The 20,437-nt window shown below is 65.3% G+C and carries 15 protein-coding genes and 1 pseudogene; 6 read left to right on the plus strand and 10 right to left on the minus strand.

What is annotated here, in order from left to right:
- Positions 1 to 7: 7 nt before the first annotated feature.
- Positions 8 to 1,492 carry a cytochrome ubiquinol oxidase subunit I gene (locus ACZ60G_RS17450; RefSeq protein WP_465811108.1) on the minus strand — a complete coding sequence of 495 codons (1,485 nt, stop codon included), beginning with the start codon at positions 1,490 to 1,492 and terminating at the stop codon, positions 8 to 10.
- 175 nt (positions 1,493 to 1,667) lie between these two features.
- The gene (locus ACZ60G_RS17455) at positions 1,668 to 2,585 is read right to left on the minus strand and encodes an aminodeoxychorismate lyase (protein ID WP_465811109.1); all 918 of its coding nucleotides are present in this window, start codon (positions 2,583 to 2,585) and stop codon (positions 1,668 to 1,670) included.
- Positions 2,586 to 2,885: 300 nt separating this feature from the next.
- Here ACZ60G_RS17455 and ygfZ point away from each other — a divergent pair, with 300 nt between their 5' ends.
- The 4 genes from ygfZ (at position 2,886) to ACZ60G_RS17475 (ending at position 6,022) form a co-directional block, all read left to right on the plus strand.
- A complete protein-coding gene (gene ygfZ, locus ACZ60G_RS17460; RefSeq protein WP_465811110.1) occupies positions 2,886 to 4,001 on the plus strand; it encodes a CAF17-like 4Fe-4S cluster assembly/insertion protein YgfZ in 1,116 nt (371 codons plus the stop codon).
- Positions 4,001 to 4,693, plus strand: a complete 693-nt coding sequence (locus tag ACZ60G_RS17465) for an MOSC domain-containing protein (RefSeq protein ID WP_465811111.1) — start codon at positions 4,001 to 4,003, stop codon at positions 4,691 to 4,693. The genes ygfZ and ACZ60G_RS17465 overlap by 1 nt, the downstream gene beginning before the upstream one ends.
- Positions 4,690 to 5,634, plus strand: a complete 945-nt coding sequence (locus ACZ60G_RS17470) for an asparaginase (RefSeq protein ID WP_040686371.1) — start codon at positions 4,690 to 4,692, stop codon at positions 5,632 to 5,634. Before ACZ60G_RS17465 ends, ACZ60G_RS17470 begins: the two co-directional genes overlap by 4 nt.
- Before the next feature lie 175 nt (positions 5,635 to 5,809).
- On the plus strand, positions 5,810 to 6,022 hold the full coding sequence (locus ACZ60G_RS17475) for a DUF3073 domain-containing protein (RefSeq protein WP_465811112.1): 213 nt from the start codon (positions 5,810 to 5,812) through the stop codon (positions 6,020 to 6,022).
- A 372-nt stretch (positions 6,023 to 6,394) separates the two neighbouring features.
- Here ACZ60G_RS17475 and purM read toward each other — a convergent pair whose 3' ends face one another.
- The 6 genes from purM to purF form a co-directional block, all read right to left on the minus strand.
- A complete protein-coding gene (purM, locus tag ACZ60G_RS17480) occupies positions 6,395 to 7,474 on the minus strand; it encodes a phosphoribosylformylglycinamidine cyclo-ligase (RefSeq protein WP_465811113.1) in 1,080 nt (359 codons plus the stop codon).
- Positions 7,475 to 7,685: 211 nt separating this feature from the next.
- Positions 7,686 to 9,398 carry an ABC transporter ATP-binding protein gene (locus ACZ60G_RS17485; RefSeq protein ID WP_465811114.1) on the minus strand — a complete coding sequence of 571 codons (1,713 nt, stop codon included), beginning with the start codon at positions 9,396 to 9,398 and terminating at the stop codon, positions 7,686 to 7,688.
- Positions 9,395 to 10,459: an ABC transporter permease gene (locus tag ACZ60G_RS17490; protein ID WP_465811157.1), complete on the minus strand. Its 1,065-nt coding sequence runs from the start codon at positions 10,457 to 10,459 to the stop codon at positions 9,395 to 9,397. Before ACZ60G_RS17490 ends, ACZ60G_RS17485 begins: the two co-directional genes overlap by 4 nt.
- Before the next feature lie 35 nt (positions 10,460 to 10,494).
- Positions 10,495 to 11,505 (minus strand): ABC transporter permease, encoded by a 1,011-nt coding sequence (locus ACZ60G_RS17495; protein WP_465811158.1) that lies wholly within the window; start codon positions 11,503 to 11,505, stop codon positions 10,495 to 10,497.
- Between the two features lie 119 nt (positions 11,506 to 11,624).
- Entirely contained in the window at positions 11,625 to 13,181 is a 1,557-nt protein-coding gene (locus tag ACZ60G_RS17500; protein WP_465811159.1) for an ABC transporter substrate-binding protein, read from the minus strand.
- 396 nt (positions 13,182 to 13,577) lie between these two features.
- Positions 13,578 to 15,137, minus strand: coding sequence for an amidophosphoribosyltransferase (purF, locus tag ACZ60G_RS17505; RefSeq protein WP_465811160.1), 1,560 nt, complete (start codon positions 15,135 to 15,137; stop codon positions 13,578 to 13,580).
- Between the two features lie 217 nt (positions 15,138 to 15,354).
- Here purF and ACZ60G_RS17510 point away from each other — a divergent pair, with 217 nt between their 5' ends.
- Both ACZ60G_RS17510 and ACZ60G_RS17515 read left to right on the plus strand, forming a co-directional pair.
- Positions 15,355 to 16,608, plus strand: coding sequence for a YhgE/Pip domain-containing protein (locus ACZ60G_RS17510; protein WP_465811161.1), 1,254 nt, complete (start codon positions 15,355 to 15,357; stop codon positions 16,606 to 16,608).
- 10 nt (positions 16,609 to 16,618) lie between these two features.
- Positions 16,619 to 17,680: an acyl-CoA dehydrogenase family protein gene (locus ACZ60G_RS17515; RefSeq protein ID WP_465811115.1), complete on the plus strand. Its 1,062-nt coding sequence runs from the start codon at positions 16,619 to 16,621 to the stop codon at positions 17,678 to 17,680.
- Between the two features lie 8 nt (positions 17,681 to 17,688).
- Here ACZ60G_RS17515 and ACZ60G_RS17520 read toward each other — a convergent pair.
- Both ACZ60G_RS17520 and ACZ60G_RS17525 read right to left on the minus strand, forming a co-directional pair.
- Positions 17,689 to 18,477: pseudogene (locus ACZ60G_RS17520) on the minus strand (IS5 family transposase).
- Positions 18,478 to 19,200: 723 nt separating this feature from the next.
- Entirely contained in the window at positions 19,201 to 19,596 is a 396-nt protein-coding gene (locus ACZ60G_RS17525; protein ID WP_465811116.1) for a sterol carrier family protein, read from the minus strand.
- Positions 19,597 to 20,437 lie beyond the last annotated feature (841 nt).

Genomic DNA, 20,437 nt, shown 5'->3' on the forward strand with positions numbered 1-20,437 from the left:
TCGGCTCCTAATAGGCGAAGGAAAGCTGTTCGACGGCAGGTTCTTCGGCCTGATGACGACCGCCCGTATCGTCTGGTCCGCCGGTCGGAATCTTCGCGGGCTCGGGTCCGGCGACCGTGTAGCGCCGCATCAGGTAGAACCACACCGCCGCGAGCGCGCCGTACAGCAGGGTGAACACCACGAGCGAGGTGATCACGGTGCCCGCGACGTGGTCGGAGACGCCCTGCTGCACCATCAGCCGCAGGCTCTGGTCACCGGTCGGATTCGGCGCGACAACCCATGGCTGCCTACCCATTTCGGTGAAGACCCAGCCCGCGCTATTGGCCAGGAACGGAGTCGGGATGGCGATCAGGCACAGCCACGAGTACCAGCGCTTATCGGTGATCCGGCCGCCGCGGGTCAGCCAGAGGCCGACCAACCAGAGCAGGATCGCACCGGCCGACAGGCCGATCATGGCCCGGAAGGACCAGTAGGTGACGAACAGATTGGGCCGGTAGTCGCCGGGCCCGAACTTCGCGTTGTACGCGTGCTGCAGATCGGAGACACCGTCCAAGGTGACGTCACTGAACTTGCCTTTGGCCAAATACGGCAATACGTACGGCACCTCGAGCACGTGCGTCACGCTGTCGCAGTTGTTGTGCGTGCCGATGGTCAACACCGAGAAGTCCGGATCGGTTGCGGTATTGCACAGCGATTCCGCCGAAGCCATTTTCATCGGCTGCTGTTCGAACATCAGCTTGCCTTGCACATCACCGGTGAAGAACAGCGCGACACCGGCAATGACGATCACCCACAGGCCGCCGCGTCCGCCGGAGCGCCACATCGTTCGCGCCTCAGCGACTTTGGTCTCGTCACCGCTGCGCGCATTGCGCACCATCCACCAGCCACAGATGCCGACCACAAAAGTCCCCGAGGTCAGGAATGCTCCGGCTACCACGTGCGGAAAGGCCGCCAGCGTCGTGTTGTTGGTGAGCACCGTCCAGATGCTGGTGAGTTCGGCGCGTCCGCGCTCCGGGTTGTATTTGGCGCCGACCGGATGCTGCATGAACGAATTGGCCGCGACGATGAAGTACGCGGAGGCATTCACCCCGATCGCGACGAACCAAATCGTCGCCAGGTGCACCATTTTCGGCAGCCGGGTCCAACCGAAGATCCAGAGGCCGAGGAAGGTCGATTCCAGGAAGAATGCGACGAGCGCCTCCAGCGCGAGCGGTGCGCCGAAGACGTCACCGACGAAGCGGGAGTATTCGCTCCAGTTCATGCCGAACTGGAATTCCTGCACGATGCCGGTCGCGACACCGAGGGCGAAATTGATCAGGAACAGCTTCCCGAAGAATTTGGTCAGCCGGTACCAGTGCTCTTTGCCGGTAATCACCCAAGCGGTCTGCATACCCGCCACCAGCGGGGCCAGACCGATCGTCAACGGTACGAAAACGAAGTGATAGACGGTCGTGATGCCGAACTGCCAACGCGATAAGTCCAGGACGCTCAAAACCGACCTCCCGCCGATCTACGACATTACGTAGTAAGAGTACGCCCGGGAATGGGTCCATCAAGGAGTCGTACGCCACGACACACCGGCGCAACCGCCCCTCAACGACCCGTTTTCCGAGCTCGCCGAGCACTCCTACACGTTGTAGTAGGACGAAGATCACGGCCCGGCGAACTCACCAATCGCCGATGGCCCCGGCCCGCTCCACTCCTCGGTCCACCAATCCGATGATTTCGGCCGCATTGTCCGGCGCCATCATGCGCAATCCGTCCAGTGAATTCACTCTCGCGGCGAGCGTGATGCTCGACACCAGCCAAATGCTGTCGCAGGTCAACAGGTCGGCGGTGAACAACGAGTCGTAGCTGCACTTCCACCCGGCCTTCTCGGCCTCGGCGAACAGCGCGCGCTGGGTAACCCCCGGCAGTACGCCGTTCTTCGCGGGCGGGGTGATCAACTGTTTGTCGCGCACGATCACCACCGACGAGCGCGGCCCCTCCAGCACCCGGTTCTCGGTACTGGTGAAGATCACGTCATCGGCGCCCATCCGCTGCGCGAACCGCAGCGCCGCCATATTGGTGGCGTAGGAGAGCGTCTTCGCACCCAGCAGCTGCCACGGCGCGGCCTGCGCCAGATCGACCGAGATCCCACGCGATAGCGACACCACCGCGACGCCATCGGTGCGCGCCTTCTGCACCCGCTCCGGCACCGGCAGCACCAGCACATAGGAAGTCGGCACCGGCACCGCGGCCGCGAGATCACCCGAGGTGACGCTGGACGGGGCCGACAGCTCGGTATCGCGCCCACGGGTGAGGACCAGCCGCATCAGGCCCTCGCGGTCGGTCCCCCATTCCTTCGTCGCCGTCTCGACCGCGTCTCGCCATTTCCCCAGCTCGGGCTCGGGTAGATCGAGTGCCTGCGCCGAACGACGCAGTCGGCCTAGATGAAATTCGATCGCGCACGCGTCACCGGCACGAACCAAAACCGACTCGAAGACACCGTCACCGCGCAGTACGCCGATGTCGTCGGCAAACAACAACGGCGCGTCCGGATCCTGGACGGCGCCGTCGAGTGTTACAAGAACTCGATCCACCATGGGACGAGAGTAGGCGCTGTTCGTTGACCGCGCCTAGGACTGTGTAGGATTCGCGGCGCCTGCGACGCCGCGTGTTCGCGGCCCCGTCTGTCTCGTGGCCGACCCTTTCGAGCTACCTGCAAGCAGTCGCTAGCGGCGCGGCCGAGACTCGCGCCTACGGCGCATGCGCTTCGGCCACGAGACGGGCCGCGAACCTCGCTCGTAAGACTCGCTCCGTGGTGGTTGCTGAGCAGCGCACGTTTCGTCTACTCAATGGGCCGCTGACAGCAACCAATCCAGTTCGCGCTTAGAGTGGTTTACGTGTCCGTGGTCGTCGCACCCAGTCCCATCCTCGCTGTCCCGGGCGCCGTCGCGGGCGCGGCCGGTACGCCGGACGCCGCCGTCGCCTGGCATTACGGGGATCCCTTCCGAGAACAGCGCGCCGCCGCGGAGCGGGTGGCGATCGTCGACCGGTCGCATCGCTTCGTCCTGAAAATCACCGGGGCCGAGCGGCTGACCTGGTTGCACACCATCAGCAGCCAGCACATCGCGAGCCTCGGTGACGGTCGGTCCGCCGAGAACCTGGACCTCGATCTCAACGGCCGGGTGCTGCACCACTTCGTGCTGACCGAACTCGACAGCACCGTGTGGATCGACACCGAAGGCGAGCACGGACCGGCGCTGCTGGAGTTCCTCGCGAAGATGGTCTTCTGGGCCGATGCCAAACCGGTCGAGGCCACCGATCACGCGGTGCTGAGCCTGCTCGGGCCACGCATAACCGAGTTGACCGAAGCGCTCGGCATTTCCACCCTCCCGGACACCTACGAGGCAGTGCCGCTGCCCGACGGCGGTTTCCTGCGCCGCATGCCGTGGCCCACCGCGGACTCCTTCGACCTGCTCATCCCTCGCGACCAACTCGCCGACCGCTGGGCCCGCCTCACCGCCGCGGGCGCCGAACCGGCGGGCATGTGGGCCTTCGAGGCATTGCGCGTCGCGGCACTGCGCCCCCGGATCGGACTCGACACCGACGAACGGACCATCCCGCACGAGGCCCGCTGGATCGGCGGCATCGCCGAACACGGTGCGGTGCACCTGGACAAGGGCTGCTATCGCGGCCAGGAAACGGTGGCCCGGGTGCACAACCTCGGCAAGCCGCCGCGCCGCCTGGTGCTGCTGCATCTCGACGGCTCGGCCGACGAACGTCCGGCCACCGGCGAGGATGTCACCGCGGGCGGTCGTGCTGTCGGCCGACTCGGCACCGTCATCGACCATTACGAATTCGGTCCCATCGCACTGGCTTTGATCAAGCGCGCCATCCCGGCCGATACCGAACTGGTCGCGGGCCCGACCGCCGCCGCCATCGATCCGGATTCGGTCCCCGCCGAGGACGCACCCCAGGCGGGTCGGATCGCCGTCGACCGGTTGCGTGGCCGTTGATGCAGCCCGATAGCGCTCGGGTGCTTGCCGTGTGCGTCGTCCATGCCGAACTGGAGGTGCCGACCCGCGTCGGCCGGACGGCCATCGACAAGCGACCTGTTCCCCATCGCGTCGCCGCGCGTGCCTACGGCCTCGACGGCGACTACGTATGCGATACCAAGAATCACGGCGGCGTACATCAGGCCGTCTACGCCTACGGCGAGGAAGACGCGCGGCGCTGGGGCCAGGAACTCGGCCGCGAACTGCCCGCGGGTTGGTTCGGCGAGAATCTGCGCATCGCCGGACTCCCGGTCAGCGATGCGGTGATCGGTGCGCACTGGACCATCGGGGACACCCTGCTCGAAGTGAGCGCGCCCCGCGTGCCGTGCTCGACCTTCCAGCACTGGTCCGGCGAGTCGCACTGGGTCAAGCGTTTCACATTGCAGAGCGATACCGGCGCCTACCTGCGCGTACTCACCGAGGGCACGATCGGTGCGGGCGATGAGGTCCGCATCGTGCACACGCCCGAGCACGGCATCACCGTCCGCGACCTGTTCTCCGGCCACGATCCCGATCTTCTCGCGATTCTGCTCGCGGCCGAACCGACCATCTCCGATGATGTGCGGATGCAGATCGAGCGTCACGGCCGCCGCCACGCCAATGCCGCCCGTGCCCGCGAGCAGCGGGCCGATGTGGCAGGAGCCGAGCTATGACCGTCGAACTGGTCGAGGTCGTCCGCTCCGGCTTCCGCGAATGCGTGCACAGCGGTTCGGTGGTGATCCTCGGCGCCGACGGCGAACCGACCCTCGCGCTCGGCGAGGTGCACGTCCCGATCTTCCCGCGTTCCACCAACAAGCCCATGCAGGCGATCACCTTGCTGCGCAACGGCTTCGAACCGCTCGACGATGCCGAGCTCGCGATCGCGACCGCATCGCACTACGGCGAACCGGATCACGTCGCGCTGGTCGAGCGCCTGCTCGACCGTTTCGGCTTCGACGAGAAGTCCCTCGAATGCCCGCCCGACCTACCGCAGGAGGAGCGCGCACGGGCCGAGGCGCTACCCGAACCCCGCCGGGTGTACATGAACTGCTCCGGTAAGCACGCGGCCATGCTCGCCACCTGCGCCGTCAACGGCTGGCCCACGGAGGGCTATCTGGACCAGGCGCATCCGTTGCAACAGGCGGTGATCGCCACCATCACCGACCTCACCGGCGAGCCCGAAACCGACCTCGGCATCGATGGCTGCGGCCTACCGATCATTCCGGTCTCACTGGTGAATCTGGCCCGTGCGTTCGCGGCCATGGCTACCGCCGCGCCCGGTTCGCCGGAGCGGCGCGTCGCCGACGCGATTCGCGCCAATCCGCGAGTGATTTCCGGCACGAACGCACCCGATTTACTGACCATGCAGGCCACCCCCGGCCTGGTCTGCAAGATCGGCGCGGACGGTGTGCACGCGGGTGCGCTACCGGACGGAACGGCCTTCGCATACAAGATCGCCGATGGTCACGACCGTGCGCGAATCCCCCTGACGCTGGCCATTCTGCATCGCATGGGCGTCGAATGGACCGCCGCGCATGCCGAACTCGCGGCGCCGCCGGTGCTCGGCGGCGGTGCCAGGGTCGGTGTCATCCGAGCGATTCCCGGGGTCGTCTGAGGGGGCGGCCCGACGGCGACAACCGGGCAAACGGCGCCACTTCCGGAGTTCTTCCCCCACTCCTGGAAGCGCGACCGCCTGACACACGCTAAAGTGTCTGTCAGGAAGAGTATTAATTCGAACGGGGCCGCCAACAAACCCCAGGCCGCCCCGCAGTGACGCGAGGGGGTCAGCCATGGGCCGTGGCCGGGCTAAGGCAAAGCAGACCAAAGTCGCACGCGAGCTGAAGTACAGCTCCGCGCCGACTGACTTCGCGAGCCTTCAGCGCGAGCTTTCGGGTAGTCCCACCTCCCAGCTGAGTGGTGGTGTGCTGTCCGATGAGCACGATGCGGACGAATCCTCATCCCGCTGGGACGAGGACAACGACTACAACGACTGGCGCCGCTGACTCGGTAGACGACGAAGGGGGAGGCCGACGGGCCTCCCCCTTCACCCGTTGACGCCGCGTGACCGGACTAACCATTCGAGGCTTGCACAACAACAGCGTCCCGCATCCGACGATGCGGGACGCTGTTGTGAATTTCCATGCGCGACAAGCGAAACCACGACGCGCGAGTCTTACGAGCGACCGTTCGCGGCCCGTCTCGCGTCCGCGCCGAAGGCGCGGCCATCGAACACAGCCGAGTCGTCGAAGCGCATACGACGCAGTCGTATGTCTCGACGGCGCCGCTAGCGACTGCTTGCAGGTCGCTCGAAAGGGTCGGACGCGAGACACCAAGGGGCCGCGAACACGCCGCGCCGAAGGCGCTGCAAATCAGACTCAGAAGCGCGGGTGCTCGCCGACCAGTACGGCGCGGACCGCGTCGGCGTCCTTGGCCTTCTTGACGGTGCCGAGGGTCCAGCAGGCGATGTGCCGTGCCGTCAGCACGGCTAGTGCCCGGTCGACGTCCTCGGGCGCCACTACGGCAACCATGCCGACACCCATATTGAAGGTCTTCTCCATCTCGACCCGATCGATCCGGCCGCGCTGGGCGATCATCTTGAAGACCGGCGCCGGGTTCCAGGTGCCGCGATCCAGTTCGGCGACCATGCCGGCGGGAATCACCCGGCCCAGATTCGCGGCCAAGCCACCGCCGGTGACGTGTGCGAAGGTGCGCACATCGGTTTCGGCGATCAGCGCGAGGCAGTCCTTGGCGTAGATGACCGTCGGCTCGAGCAGCTCCTCACCGAGGGTGCGGCCGAACTCCTCGACGTGGCCGGTCAGCGACATCCGGTCGATATCGAGCAGCACCTTGCGGGCCAGGCTGTAGCCGTTGGAGTGCAGACCCGAGGAGCCCATGGCGATCACCACATCGCCGGGACGCACCCGGTCCGGTCCGAGCACCGAATCGGCCTCGACCACGCCGACACCGGTCGCGGACAGGTCGTAGTCGTCGGGATCCATCAGGCCGGGATGTTCGGCGGTCTCGCCGCCGAGCAGTGCGCAGCCCGCCCGCACGCAGCCCTCCGCGATACCGGAGACCAATTCGGCCACCTTCTCCGGGACGACCTTGCCGATGGCGATGTAGTCCTGCAGGAACAGCGGCTCGGCGCCGCAGACCACCAGATCGTCCACGACCATGGCGACCAGGTCGAGGCCCACCGTGTCGTGCTTGTCCATCGCCTGGGCGACCGCGATCTTGGTGCCGACCCCGTCGGTGGAGGCCGCGAGCAACGGCTCGCGGTAGCCACCCTTCAGTGCGAACAGCCCGGCGAATCCGCCGAGCCCACCCTGCACCTCGGGTCGGCTGGCCTTCTTCGCCAATGGCCCGAACAACTCGACTGCGCGGTCACCTGCCTCGATGTCCACGCCGGCCGCGGCGTAGGAAGCACCGGCACCACTGGGGGTCTGTTCAGTCATTTTCGGGGAGAGCTCCAAACCGAATCGGCGGATAGATGCCAGCTCACGCTACCGGAGCCGGATAACAAGCATGCACCGGACGTAGTGCTGGATGGCCACCACCAGGACAAAAGCGACGACTGATTTCGCAAGTACACGGGTAACTCAGCGCGCACGCCCAGTAGGTGCCGCCGCACCCAACCGTCGGCCCAGTGCTCGAGCCCTCCGGCACTCACGACCGGCCGAAGTCCCGGGGAGGCGGGGCAGCCTGCTCTGTCGCGAATAGGGCGGCTGTTTGCGCACGCCTGCGTCGCTGCTCCACCGGATCGGGCACCGGCACCGCGGCGACCAGTCGCCGGGTGTACTCCTGCTCTGGACGGCGCAGAATGCGATCACGATCACCCTGCTCGACCACCGCCCCGTTGCGCAGTACCACGATCCGATCGGCCAGCTGGTCGACGACCGCCAGATCGTGGCTGATGAACAGGCAGGCCCAGCCGCACTCCTGCTGCAGCTGACCGAACAGCTCCAGCACCGCCGCCTGCACCGAGACGTCCAGCGCGCTGGTCGGCTCGTCGGCCACCAGCAGGTCCGGATCGAGGACCAGCGCTCTGGCCAGGCTGGCGCGCTGCCGTTGGCCGCCGGAGAGTTCGTGCGGATAGCGGCGTTCGGTGCCCGCGGGCAACTGCACGTCATCGAGGAGTTTGCGGACTCGTGCCCGGATCTCCGTGGAACTGCCCGCCTTGTGCACGATCAGCGGTTCCGCCACGCAGTCGCCGACGGTGAGCCGCGGATTCAGCGAGCTGGCCGGATCCTGGAAGACGAATCCGAAGCGGCGGCGAATCGGTCGCAGCTGCCGCTGCGACAGCTCCGCGATGTTCTGTCCGCGCACCTTCACGACCCCGGAGGTCGGGCGCTGCAAGGCCGCGACGCAGCGGCCGATGGTCGACTTCCCGGAACCGGATTCGCCGACCAGGCCGAGGGTTTCGCCGGGCCGAATGGACAAAATCACGTTGTCCACGGCGCGGAACGGCGGTCGGCCGAATGGTCCGGGAAACTGCACCACCAGATCGGACACCTCGAGCACCGGCTCGCCGGCGGCGACCTCCTCGACCGCACCGTGCTCCAACTGCTCGGTACCCAAATGCGGTACGGCCGCGAGGAGTTTGCGGGTGTACTCCTGCTTCGGCGCCGCGAACAGTTCGTCCACCGGCGCCTGTTCGACCACCTTGCCGTCGCGCATGACCACCACCCGGTCGGCGATATCGGCGACCACGCCCATATTGTGCGTGATCAGCACGATGGCGCTGCCGATGCGATCGCGCAGATCGCGCAGCAGTTCCAGGATTTCGGCCTGCACGGTGACATCGAGTGCGGTGGTCGGTTCGTCGGCGATGATCACCTTCGGCTCGCAGGAAATCGCGATCGCGATCATCACGCGCTGTTTCTGGCCACCGGAGAGCTGATGCGGGTAGTAGTCCACCCGATGCTCCGGATCGGGCAGGCCGACCATGCGCAGCAGTTCGATCGCCCTGGCCTTGGCGGCCTTGCGGCTCATATCGCTGTGCGCCCGCAGTGCCTCGGCGATCTGATAGCCCACCGTGAACAGCGGGTCGAGTGCGCGACCCGGCTCCTGGAAGATCATCGAGATCGCGCCGCCACGCAGGGCGGTGAGCTGCCGCTCGCTCATCGAGGTGACCTTGTCCGCGCCGAGGGTGACCAGGCCATCGACCCGCGCGGTATTCGGCAGCAGTCCGATCGCGGTGCGCGAGCTCACCGATTTACCGGAGCCGGATTCCCCGACGATGGCGAGCACTTCGCCGGGGTACACCTCGTAGGAGACATTGCTGACCGCGTAGACCGGACCCGCATCAGTGGCGAAGGTGACCGACAGCGATTCGATGGACAGCGCCGGGCGTTTGGTCTCGGCGACCGCTTCCGTCATTGCGATACTCCTTCCCCTGCTGAACTGTCTTTATCTGCGACGCTGCCGCTTTCGCGCAGATCCAGTTCAGCGGCGGTGAGTTCCGTTGCGGGAACATCTTTTTCGAGGGCGGTGTCGCTGGCGACCGTGGCCGGGGCGAGGGCACGACGGGTGCGCAGCAACGGATTCAGCACCTCGTTGAGACTTTCGCCGACCAATGTCAGCCCGAGAACGACCAGAACGATGGCCGTGCCGGGGAAGATGCCCGTCCACCAAATGCCATTGGAGACATCGGAAAGCGCCTTGTTGAGGTCGTAACCCCATTCGGCGGCCTGGGTCGGTTCGATACCGAAGCCGAGGAAGCCGAGCGCGGCCAGCGTCAGGATGGCATCGCCCGCGTTGAGGGTGACGATCACCGGCAGCGACTGGGTGACGTTGGCGAGGATGTGCCGGAACATGATTCGAGTGGTAGACGCACCGGTGACTCTGGCCGCGTCCACATACGGTTCGTTCTTCACCGCGACGGTCGCATTGCGAACCACCCGAAAGTATTGCGGCACATAGATCGCCGTGATCGCGACGGCGGCCGACAGGACGCCGCCGAAGCTGCTCGACTGCCCACCCGCGACCACGATGGACACGACGATCGCGAGCAGCAGGGTCGGGAACGCGTAGATGGCGTCCATGAACAGCACCAGCACCCGGTCGAGGGCACGTCCGATGTACCCGGACACCAGTCCCAGCGGTACCCCGACAACCAATGACATCACCAGCGAGATCGCGATCACGAACAGCGCGGTACGGGCGCCGAAGATCACCCGGGACAGCACATCCTCGCTGCGCACCGACGTACCGAACCAATGCTGACCCGACGGCGGTTGCTGTGCGACGAAAGCGACACCGTCCGAAGAGTTCTGGGCGAGTCCGTACGGTGCGATCAGCGGCGCGAAGATCGCCACGAATACGAATACCGCGACGAGGCCGAGTCCGACGATCAGCGTCACCCGCTGCAATCCGGCGGTCATCGTGAACAGCCGCAATCCGGGGATCCGCCTGCGCTTCGCCGTCGGCACCGGCGGCATCACCAGTGGTTCGTTCGCCAATTCCGGAGCGGTCATCAGAACCTCACTCTCGGGTCGATCAGCGCGACGATGACATCCACCAGGAAGCTGATGACCGCGACGGCCAGCGCCAGGAACGCGACAATCCCCTGCACCGCGATGAAATCGCGTTGATGCAGGTATTCCGCGAGCTGATAACCCAGCCCCTTCCATTCGAAGGTGGTCTCGGTGAGCACCGCGCCGCCGAGCAGCGTCGCGATATACATGCCCATCACCGTGATGATCGGAATCATCGCGTTGCGCACGGCATGTCGCCCCGTCACCACCCGCGCCGAAAGTCCGCGTGCGCGTGCGGCATCCACGAATTCGCTGTGCAGCGTCTGGATCAGATTGACGCGCACCAGGCGCAGGAAAATGCCCGCTGTCAACAGACCGAGTGCGACCGCGGGCAATATCGCATGCTTCAACACATCGATCAGATAGCTGTTGTCCCCGTAGAGGATCGCGTCGACCACCATGATGTTGGTCTTCGGCGAGACATGCTGCAGTTGCAACTCGACGGGGGTGCTCGCCCGACCGGCGACCGGCAGCCACTCCAGCTTCACCGCGAAGATCAGCTTCAGCAGCAGACCAACGAAGAACACCGGCGCCGCGTAGGCCAGGATGGCGAATAACCGCAGCCCCGCGTCGGCCGTCGAATCACGGTGTGTCGCAGCGTATCTGCCGAGCGGAACGCCGACCGCAAAGGCGACGAGCAGCGCCCAGAACACCAGTTCCAGGGTGGCCGCCCCGTAGGTTGTCACCACCTCGCTGATCTGCCGATTGTCCTGGGAGTGACCGAAATCCCCGTGCATAAGCCCGGAGATGTACTCCCAATACTGGGTCAGGATCGGCCGGTTCAAACCGGCGGCCTCCTTACGCACTTCGATCTGTTCCTGGGTCATCCGTCCGCCCATTGCGGCGCTGATCGGATCGCCGATCACCCGCATCAGGAAGAACACGACAGTGACCAGGATCCACGCCGTCGGCAGGATCAATAACAGTCGAATCACCAAGTACCGCAACAACGCCAGCTGCCGGGAATCCCCACTCGGCTTCCCGGCCCATGGCAGCCCGAAGCGCCGGGCCCGAACCGGTGCCTGCTTTTCAGCGGTGGCAACAGCTTCGGGCCCGGCTTCGCCCGATGTCACTTGCTCAGCACCGTGTACCGGAACTTGAAGGACGCGTCGAGTGTGTCCGACACACCCTTGACGCTCGGATTCGACACTGCGATCTGCTTACCGGACAGCAGCGGCAGGGTCGGCAGGTAGTTCTGCGCGAGATCCTTCTGCACGTCCTCGATCAGCTTGATGCGCTTGGTCTTGTCCTGCTCGGTGGTCTCCGCGGTGAGCTGCGAGTTGATCTTCGGGTCCTCGAAGTGCGACTGTAGGAAGTTGTTGGGGCCGAAGAACGGGGTCAGGTAGTCGTCGGCGTCCGGGTAGTCCGGGAACCAGCCGAAGTGATAGAGCGGGTAACCGTCCCGGGCCCGTTCCTTCTGGTAGGTAACCCATTCGGTGGATTGCAGATTCACCTTGAACAGCCCGGTCGACTCCAGTTGCGATTTGATCGCCGCATACTCCTCAGAGCTGCTCGAACCGTAGTGATCGGGGTTGTACTGCAGGTTCAGCTCCACCGGTGTCGCGACGCCCGCACCGGAGAGGAACTTCGCCGCCGCATCCTTATTGGGCTTGGCCCCGTAGAGGTCCTTCAGCGGCTCGGCCGCACCCGGCATGCCTTGCGGCACAAAGCCGTACGCGGGCTGATATGTGTTCTTGTAGACGCCCTCGGCCAGCGCGGGTCGGTCGATCGATGAGGCGATGGCCTTGCGCACCGCCAGCTTCTGCTCCGGGGTGCCGCCCGGCATGGTGTTCAGATTGAAGACGATGTAGCGCAGCTCGCCGCCGGGCCCGTCCGCCACCTTGACCTTGCTGTCCTTGCGCAGCGATTCGATATCGGTCGGCGTGAAGGATCGGTAGGCGACATCGAGCGCACCGCTCTGCAGATCGAGCTTCATATTGTCGGAGGTCGCGTAGTACTTGGTGGAGACCTGCGATGTCTTAGGTGTGCCGAGGATGCCCTTGTAGTCCGGGAACGCCTGGTACTCGACCAGCTTGTTCTTGTCGTAGCTGGCGATCGTGTACGGGCCCGAGTAGCCCTTGGTCTTCACCACGTCCTCATCCGGCAGCACCTTGTCGGCCGGGAAGACCTTCTCGTCCACGATCGGACCGGCCTGGGTCGGCAGGATGGCGGGGAAGGTCTGATCGTTGGCGACCTTCAACGTGAAGTTCACCGTCAGATCGTCGGCGATCTCGGTCTTCTCGAGATTGCCCAGCAGCGAGGCGGGACCGTTCGGGTCGTTGATGCCCAGCATGCGATCGAAGGAGAACTTGACGCTCTTGGCGGTCAACGGATTCCCATTGGCGAACTTGAGTCCCGACTTCAGCTTGCAGGTGTAAACCGTCGGGGAGCTGAAGTCGCACTTCTCCGCGGCGTCCGGCTTCGGGGTGGCATCGCCGGGCGCGAAATTCAGCAGATACGAATAGATCTGGGTTTCGACCAGCAGCGAACCGTTGTCGTAGGCGGCCGCGGGGTCGAGCGAGAAGATCTTGTCGGTGGTGCCCGCCACCAAACCGGCCCCGTCACCACCCCCGCCGGTGCGCCCTGAACCGCATCCCGCGATCGCGGACACGGCCAGCGCCGCCATCCCGACCGCCGCGATTCGTCGCGTCCGGTTGCCTCGCCCAGGCTTCTTCGAAACCCTCATCATCAGGCCCCACTTCTCGAGCGCGCCACGCCGCGTGTGCTGGATCACAGGACAGCGGCGGGCACGGTGAACTTCCGATATGTCGGGCACCGTACCCAGGATCCATTTCTGGGATGTTGCGTTTTCAAAGAAAAAATCACGGGCGGGTTAGCGGAGGTTACGAATGGTGCGCGGGTAACGCCGGATCACCGGACGAATGACCAGGTTCGCCTCGAGAGCGTCGCCGCCGCGTCTCGAGTAGGCCACGGCACAGCCGCGGACAGCTCGCGTCGGAAGCGGCCGAACAAGATCGAACCCCCCGGCTTTCGCCGAGGGGTTCGTGATCATCGAATTCTGTCAGGGGCGGCTCAGTGCGCTCGCATTCGCGTTCTCGCTCAACAACATTGCCTCGGACTGGCCGGTGAGCATGCCCTCGAGCACGTTCTTGCCGATGGCCGCCTCGGTGGGCAGCGGGATCGGGTATTCACCGTCGAAGCAGGCCGAGCACAGCCGCGAGCGCGGCTGCTCGGTGGCGGCGATCATGCCCTCGGTGGATATGTAGCCGAGCGTGTCCGCGCCGATCGAACGGCGCACGGCCTCCACCATGTCGTCGTAGCTGTCATCGGCGCCCGCGCCATTGGCGATCAGCTCCGCGCGCGAGGCGAAGTCGATGCCATAGAAGCACGGCCACTTCACCGGCGGCGAGGCGATCCGCACGTGGATCTCCACCGCCCCCGCCTCGCGCAGCATCCGGATCAACGCGCGCTGGGTGTTGCCACGCACGATGGAGTCGTCCACCACGATCAGCCGCTTACCGCGGATCACCTCACGCAGCGGATTCAGCTTGAGTCGGATGCCGAGCTGGCGGATGGTCTGACTCGGCTGGATGAAGGTGCGCCCGACGTAGGCGTTCTTCATCAGGCCCTGCCCGTACGGCACACCCGAGCCCTGCGCATAACCGACCGCGGCAGGGGTGCCGGACTCCGGCACCGGAATCACCAGATCGGCCTCGACCGGATGTTCCTTGGCCAGGCGACGACCGATCTCCACCCGGGTGGCGTGCACCGAGCGACCGGAGATAGTGCTGTCGGGCCGGGCCAGGTAGACGAATTCGAAGACGCAGCCCTTGGGTTCGGGATTGGCGAAGCGCATGGACCGCACACCGTCGGCATCGATCGCCAGCAGTTCGCCCGGCTCGATCTCCCGGACGAAGGCGGCACCGACGATATCCAGCGCGGCGGTCTCACTGGCTACGACCCAGCCACGCTCGAGCCGGCCGAGGCACAGCGGACGAACGCCGTGCGGGTCCCGCGCGGCATAGAGGGTGTGCTCGTCCATGAAGGTCAGACAGAACGCGCCCTTCAGTGTCGGCAGCAGCTTCATCGCGGCCTGCTCGATGCTCGAATCCGCGGCGGCGTGCGCGAGCAGCGCGGTCATCACATCCGAGTCGGAGGTGGCGGTGATCGGCGCGGGGCGACCACCGGAGACCGGCGGCACGCCGATCAGCCCGAGTTCGCGTGCGCGCGCGCTCAATTCGGCGGTGTTGACCAGATTTCCGTTGTGGCCCAGCGCAAGTCCGGAACCGACCGAGGTGGTGCGGAAGATCGGCTGCGCATTCTCCCAGGTGGTGGAGCCGGTGGTGGAGTAGCGACAGTGACCGATGGCGATATGACCTGGCATCGCGGCCAGTGTCTGCTCATCGAATACCTGGCTGACCAGGCCCAGATCCTTGAAGACCAGAATTTGTGAGCCGTCGGAGACGGCGATGCCCGCGGCTTCCTGGCCGCGGTGTTGCAGCGCATACAAGCCGTAGTACGTGAGCTTGGCCACGTCCTCGCTCGGCGCCCAGACTCCGAACACACCACACTCTTCGCGTGGTTCGTTCTCGACCTGATCGGGGGTAGTTTCGACCGGCATCTCGGCGTTGGTCACCGTTTGCTCCCTGTTCGGGCGGGCTGGGGGCAATGGCCATTCTACGGGTGAACGATGCGCCGCGATCACCGCCACCGGGTAGGCACAGCAATCGCCGAGCGACGCTGCCGTTTTTCCGCACGGCACGGTGCTACCGTGCCAAGCCGTGACGACTTCGGACAGTGCGCGCACCCGGGGGTCGGCGACCCGGTTGACCGCGCGCATGTGGCTGGTCCCGATCGCGGTACTGACGCTGTTCATGGCGCTGCTGGCCACGATGTATCTGGATTACGTCGTCGATCCGGAAAAGAACCTGCACGACTTCCCGATCGCCCTGGTGAACCAGGATGTCGGCGATACGGTCGGCGGGCAGCAGGTGAATTTCGGCACACAGATCACCGATGCGCTGCGGCAGGGCATTCCGGCGGACAAAGTCGATCTACAGGTGCTCGGCATCAACGACGCCGAACTGAAGATGCAGTCCGGTGCGGTCTACGGCACGATCCTCATCCCCAGCGATTTCAGTAAGCGCCTCGGAATTCTCGGTGTGGGCAGTGTGGTGCCCGGTGATATCCAGCGCCCGACGCTCACGCTGCAGACGAATCCGCGCAGTGGAGCGTTCGTCACCAATATCGTCACGACCATCGGCACCCAGGCGCTGGCCCAGGTGAACGAGCAGGTCGGTAAGAAGCTGACCGATCAGGTGAATGCGCAGTTGACGCCGCCGAGCGGCGGGGCAGCGCCCGAGTTGACGGGTGCGACGCGGGTGGCGCTCGCGGATCCGGTGCACATCGTCATCTCACCGTTCCGTCCGCTGCCGTCCGGCACCGGACAGGGTTTGACGGCGTTCTTCTACGCGCTGCTACTTCTGCTCGCCGGACTGGTCGGCTCGATGACCATCCACACCATGATCGATGCCGCACTCGGATTCGTGCCCACCGAATACGGGCCCTGGTATGTGCATTTTCCGGCCACTCCGATCTCCCGGTTCAATACGCTGCTGATCAAATGGGGTGTGATGGTAATCACCGCGAATATCGTCGCGGGCGTATTCCTGGGTGTGGCCGGCCTGCTCGATATGCCGATCGATCATCCGCTCACGCTGTTTCTCTATAGCGTGCTGGCCATCATGGCGGTCGGGATCACCGGGTTGTCCATCCTCGCAGCGGTCGGTTCGGCGGGTTTGCTGATCAACCTGATCCTGTTCATCATTCTCGGGCTGCCCTCCTCGGGCGGCACCGTGCCGATCGAGGCGACGCCGAAATATCTGGGCTGGCTGGCGAAATTCGAGCCGATGCACCAGGTGTTCGTCGGTGTGCGCGCAATTCTCTATTTCGACGCGAACTTCCCGGCGGGGTTGTCCCGCGGGGTGTGGATGGCGGCGTTCGGGCTCGCGATCGGGCTGGTGCTCGGCACCTTCATCACCCGGTACTACGACTACAGGGGCCTGCATCGGCGCGATCTGTCCCGCGGCTGAGGCGAGCCCCGTGGCGGGTGCGACCGAGTTCGCGGCATGCACCAAGATGAGTGGTGTGAATTCGTGGATCGAACACGCGCGCTATCTGGCCGACGAGATATTCGCACCACAGGCCGACGCGGTCGACCGCACCGGCGAAATTCCCGGCACCCATTTCGACCTGCTCGCCGAGTACGGGTTCTACGGCGCGACCATGGCCGACGATATGGATATCGCCACTTTCACCCAGGCCGGTGAGATCCTGGTCGCCGGATGTCTGACGACCACCTTCGTCTGGGCGCAGCATCTCGGGGTCGCGCGACGGATCGCCACCTCACCGAATCTCGAACTGCGCGAACGACTTACCGAGGACCTGCGGCACGGCCGGGTACGCGCGGGTGTGAGTTACGCGGGCGCGAACGACCAACCCGGCTTGATCGCGCGTCGCGTCGACGGTGGGTATGTGCTCGACGGCACCGCGCCGTTCGTCACCGGGTGGGGTCTGGTGGACGTCCTCGGCGTGATGGCGCGCGATGCGGACGACGGGGGATCGCTGATCAGCGTGCTGGTGCCCGCCGAACCGGGCCCCACGATGCACGCCACCCCGCTCCCGCTCATCGCCGCCGACGCGAGCAAGACCGTGACGCTCACCTTCGACGGCGTCCAGGTGCCCGATTCCGCTGTGGACAACCGGATTTCGCTGCGCAGCTTCAACGCCTCCTTCATCTTGGCCGCCTGGCGCAACGGCGCGATCGCTCTCGGCATCGTGCGGCGCTGCCTCGGCGAACTCGCGCGGCTCGGCATCGACACCACCGCTTCGGCCGCCGAAGCCGCCCGCATCCGAACCGAACTCGATGATGCGCTCACCGGCCAGTCGGATGTCTACCTGGCCCGCGCCCGCGCCTCCGAACTCGCGGTCCGCGCGGCGACGGCTCTGGTGACGGCCACCGGTAGCGCGGCCGTCACGCGGGGCAATCTCGCCGAGCGCTCACTGCGTGAGGCGACCTTCACGCTGGTCTTCGGCTCCCGCCCGGCCATCAGGACCGCGCTGCTGGACCGCCTGACCCAGGCCGCCGACACTGTCTACCCTTAGACCGTGTCTCATGTCGTTGATTTCACCAGTTTCTTGTAGCAGGTCAGTGCGGCAGCGGGGGTGAGGAAACCGAGGAAGTGTGTGGCCTTGCGGTCGTAGCGGATGTTGAGCCGGTGGTAGCCGGTCAGCCAGGAGATCGTCCGCTCGATGACCCACCGGTGCCGACCGAGGCGTTCGGAGGATTCGATGCCTTTGCGGGCGATGCGGACGCCGATGCCTCGCGCATGCACCCATCGACGCAGTTCAGCGGTGTCGTATGCCTTGTCCGCGTGCAGCTTCGCGGGCTTGCGCCGACGCGGGCCACATGGAGATCGAACCGCGGGAATCGCCTTCACGAGTGGTTTGAGCGCCTCGGCGTCGTTGGTGTTGGCCGCCGATATGCCCACGGACAGAGGCAGTCCGGCACGGTCGGACAGTACGTGGATCTTCGAGCCGGTCTTGCCGCGGTCGACCGGGCTCGGCCCGGTCATGGATCCCCTTTTTTGGCTCGCACCGACGCCGCATCGATCACCGTGCGGACCAATCGATCAAGGCTCGGCTTCCCAGCTCGTCCAGCACAGCATGGTGTAAACGCCGCCACAAGCCGGCTCGGTCCACACGCTGAACCGCCGCTGCGCCGTCGGCACGGTGACACCGAATAATGGCGGCAGCAGCCGCCACGCACAACCGCTGGTCAACACGTACACCACCGCTGCGAATACCGCCCGCTGGTCGACCGGCGCGGTCCCACCCCATTGTGTACGAGGGCTGAAATTCGGCAATAGTGGCTCGACGAGCTCCCACAGCTCGTCGGGCACCAACCGGCTGGAGAACGCGGCTGTCACGACAAAACATCATGCAGCACAACAATTCTCATGCACATCCACGAATCACTTCAACGTCAAGAGGCGGTTCTTTGAGAACGCGCGTGGGAGGTGGCCTTCGGCAAACGACATCTATACGCTTGCCCCCGAAATATCGGCCTGGCCTGACCCATATCAATGGCGGCGACCACCTCCTGGTCGCGTACGCCGAAGCAGTCTGCCCGACCAGCACCCATGCTATCAACTGGCTCCAACTGTGTACCCCCGACAGTGGTGAGTACAACTGGCTACTGCCTGCGTACTTCCCGACTCTTGTGTCGACACCTGCGACATGAGACACGCTCTTAGCGCTTGCGAATCCTCGTATCCCTCACCGGGATTCACGTCTCCTCTGGGCACAATGTGGGAACAGTGGGATGGTTGGACCGCGGAACCTGTTGTGAGAATGGCTGTCCCGGGCATCCACTCACCCCTGCCGAATGCCTCTCGTGAAAACCGCCGCCACCATCGAGGGGAGTCAAATGGTGGTTCGAGCTCATCGGCGGTAGTCAAATGGTTGCTCCAACCCCACCCACAACCACCATTTGACTACCCTCGACAAACGCTCGAGAGCGCAGCCACAGCCAGCTGACCACTGGGGGGTGTATCTGACTGCGGAAGGTAAGCCGGGTACGGCACACTACGCGCCCAGCACCGCAATGGCAGTGCGGCTGATCGTTAGTCTGTGGTGGCGCGCGTGATGGGCAGCCAGTGGGCGACTTCGCCAGTTCGGCTGCCGGAAGCGGTGACCGTGCCCGATGCCACCGCGACGTCGAAGTCGAGGAGGCCGGTCGCGAGCAGAAGCCAAGTGCGCGGGTCGGTTTCGATGACATTCGGTGGTGTGCCCCTGGTGTGCCGTGGACCCTCGATGCACTGCACCGCCACGAAAGGTGGGACGCGGACCTCGACGGAGTGGCCGGGTGCGGAAGCGGCGAGGGTACGGACGGTGGTGCGGACCGCGGCCGCGAGTTCAGGCCTGGCGGGGGCGGGCGTCGAATCGTCGCGCAGCCAAGTACTGACCGCCGCGACTGCTGTTCGTAGTTCCGCCGGATCAACCTTTGCTCGTCCTACCACGATGCCGAGAATACTGGGGGCCGACCGGCCTCAGCGCCTTGCTCATGCCCGAATCCGGGGGATTCCCGCCGGATCGAGCGAGAATGGGGTGGTGTGGGCGAGGCCCATCAGCTGGTGGCGGACCAGACGGTCACCACTGCCGTGTAGGCGTGGATGGCGTCGCTGAGCGAAAGTTCGGTAATAAAGGCGACCCGATTGGCCGCGGTCTCGACACAGTAGCTGCTGTTCTTGCTGATGGGTAGGATTCGACGCCCTGGGTGGCGATGAGGTCTGCGCACTGTTGCCGGGTCGGCTTGGTCGTATTGCTCCAGGACGCGATGGTGGGCTGCACGGTAAGGAAGTCGCCTCGCCGACCGTACAGCGTGGCTTCGGAGAATTTTTTGGACGAAGTGTAGTTGTAGCTGGCCCACGTGCTGGCGCCGTTGTTCCCGGATACCACCCTGGGTGGGACGGAGTCCAGGTCGAGGTAGGTCAGGTTGACCGTGCCGGACCACCGAACGTCCTCCGACGAGGTCGATGTCGCGGGCGCGGAGACAGTGGTCGGTCGGTCGGCGGGCTCGGTCCGGGAGGCCTGCTGGGTCGGTGGCGGGGATTGCGCGGAAGAGTTTCCGTCCTGCTTGGCATCGAAGAACTTGTCCGGTACGAGGATGATCAAGCCGACGATCAAACCGGGAATGACCGGCAAGAGTATCGCGGCGAGAACGGGGTGGCGACTGCCCCAGCTGCGCCGCCCGGGAGGGACTTCCTGCTCGGGTCGGCTCGCGTTTCGAGTGTCCTCGTCGTGCTGGTCGTCCCCCATGATTTCCCTGGTCTCCTTTGCCGTGGCTGACGAAAACCTCGC

The organism is Nocardia sp. NPDC102475, from assembly GCF_055584605.1.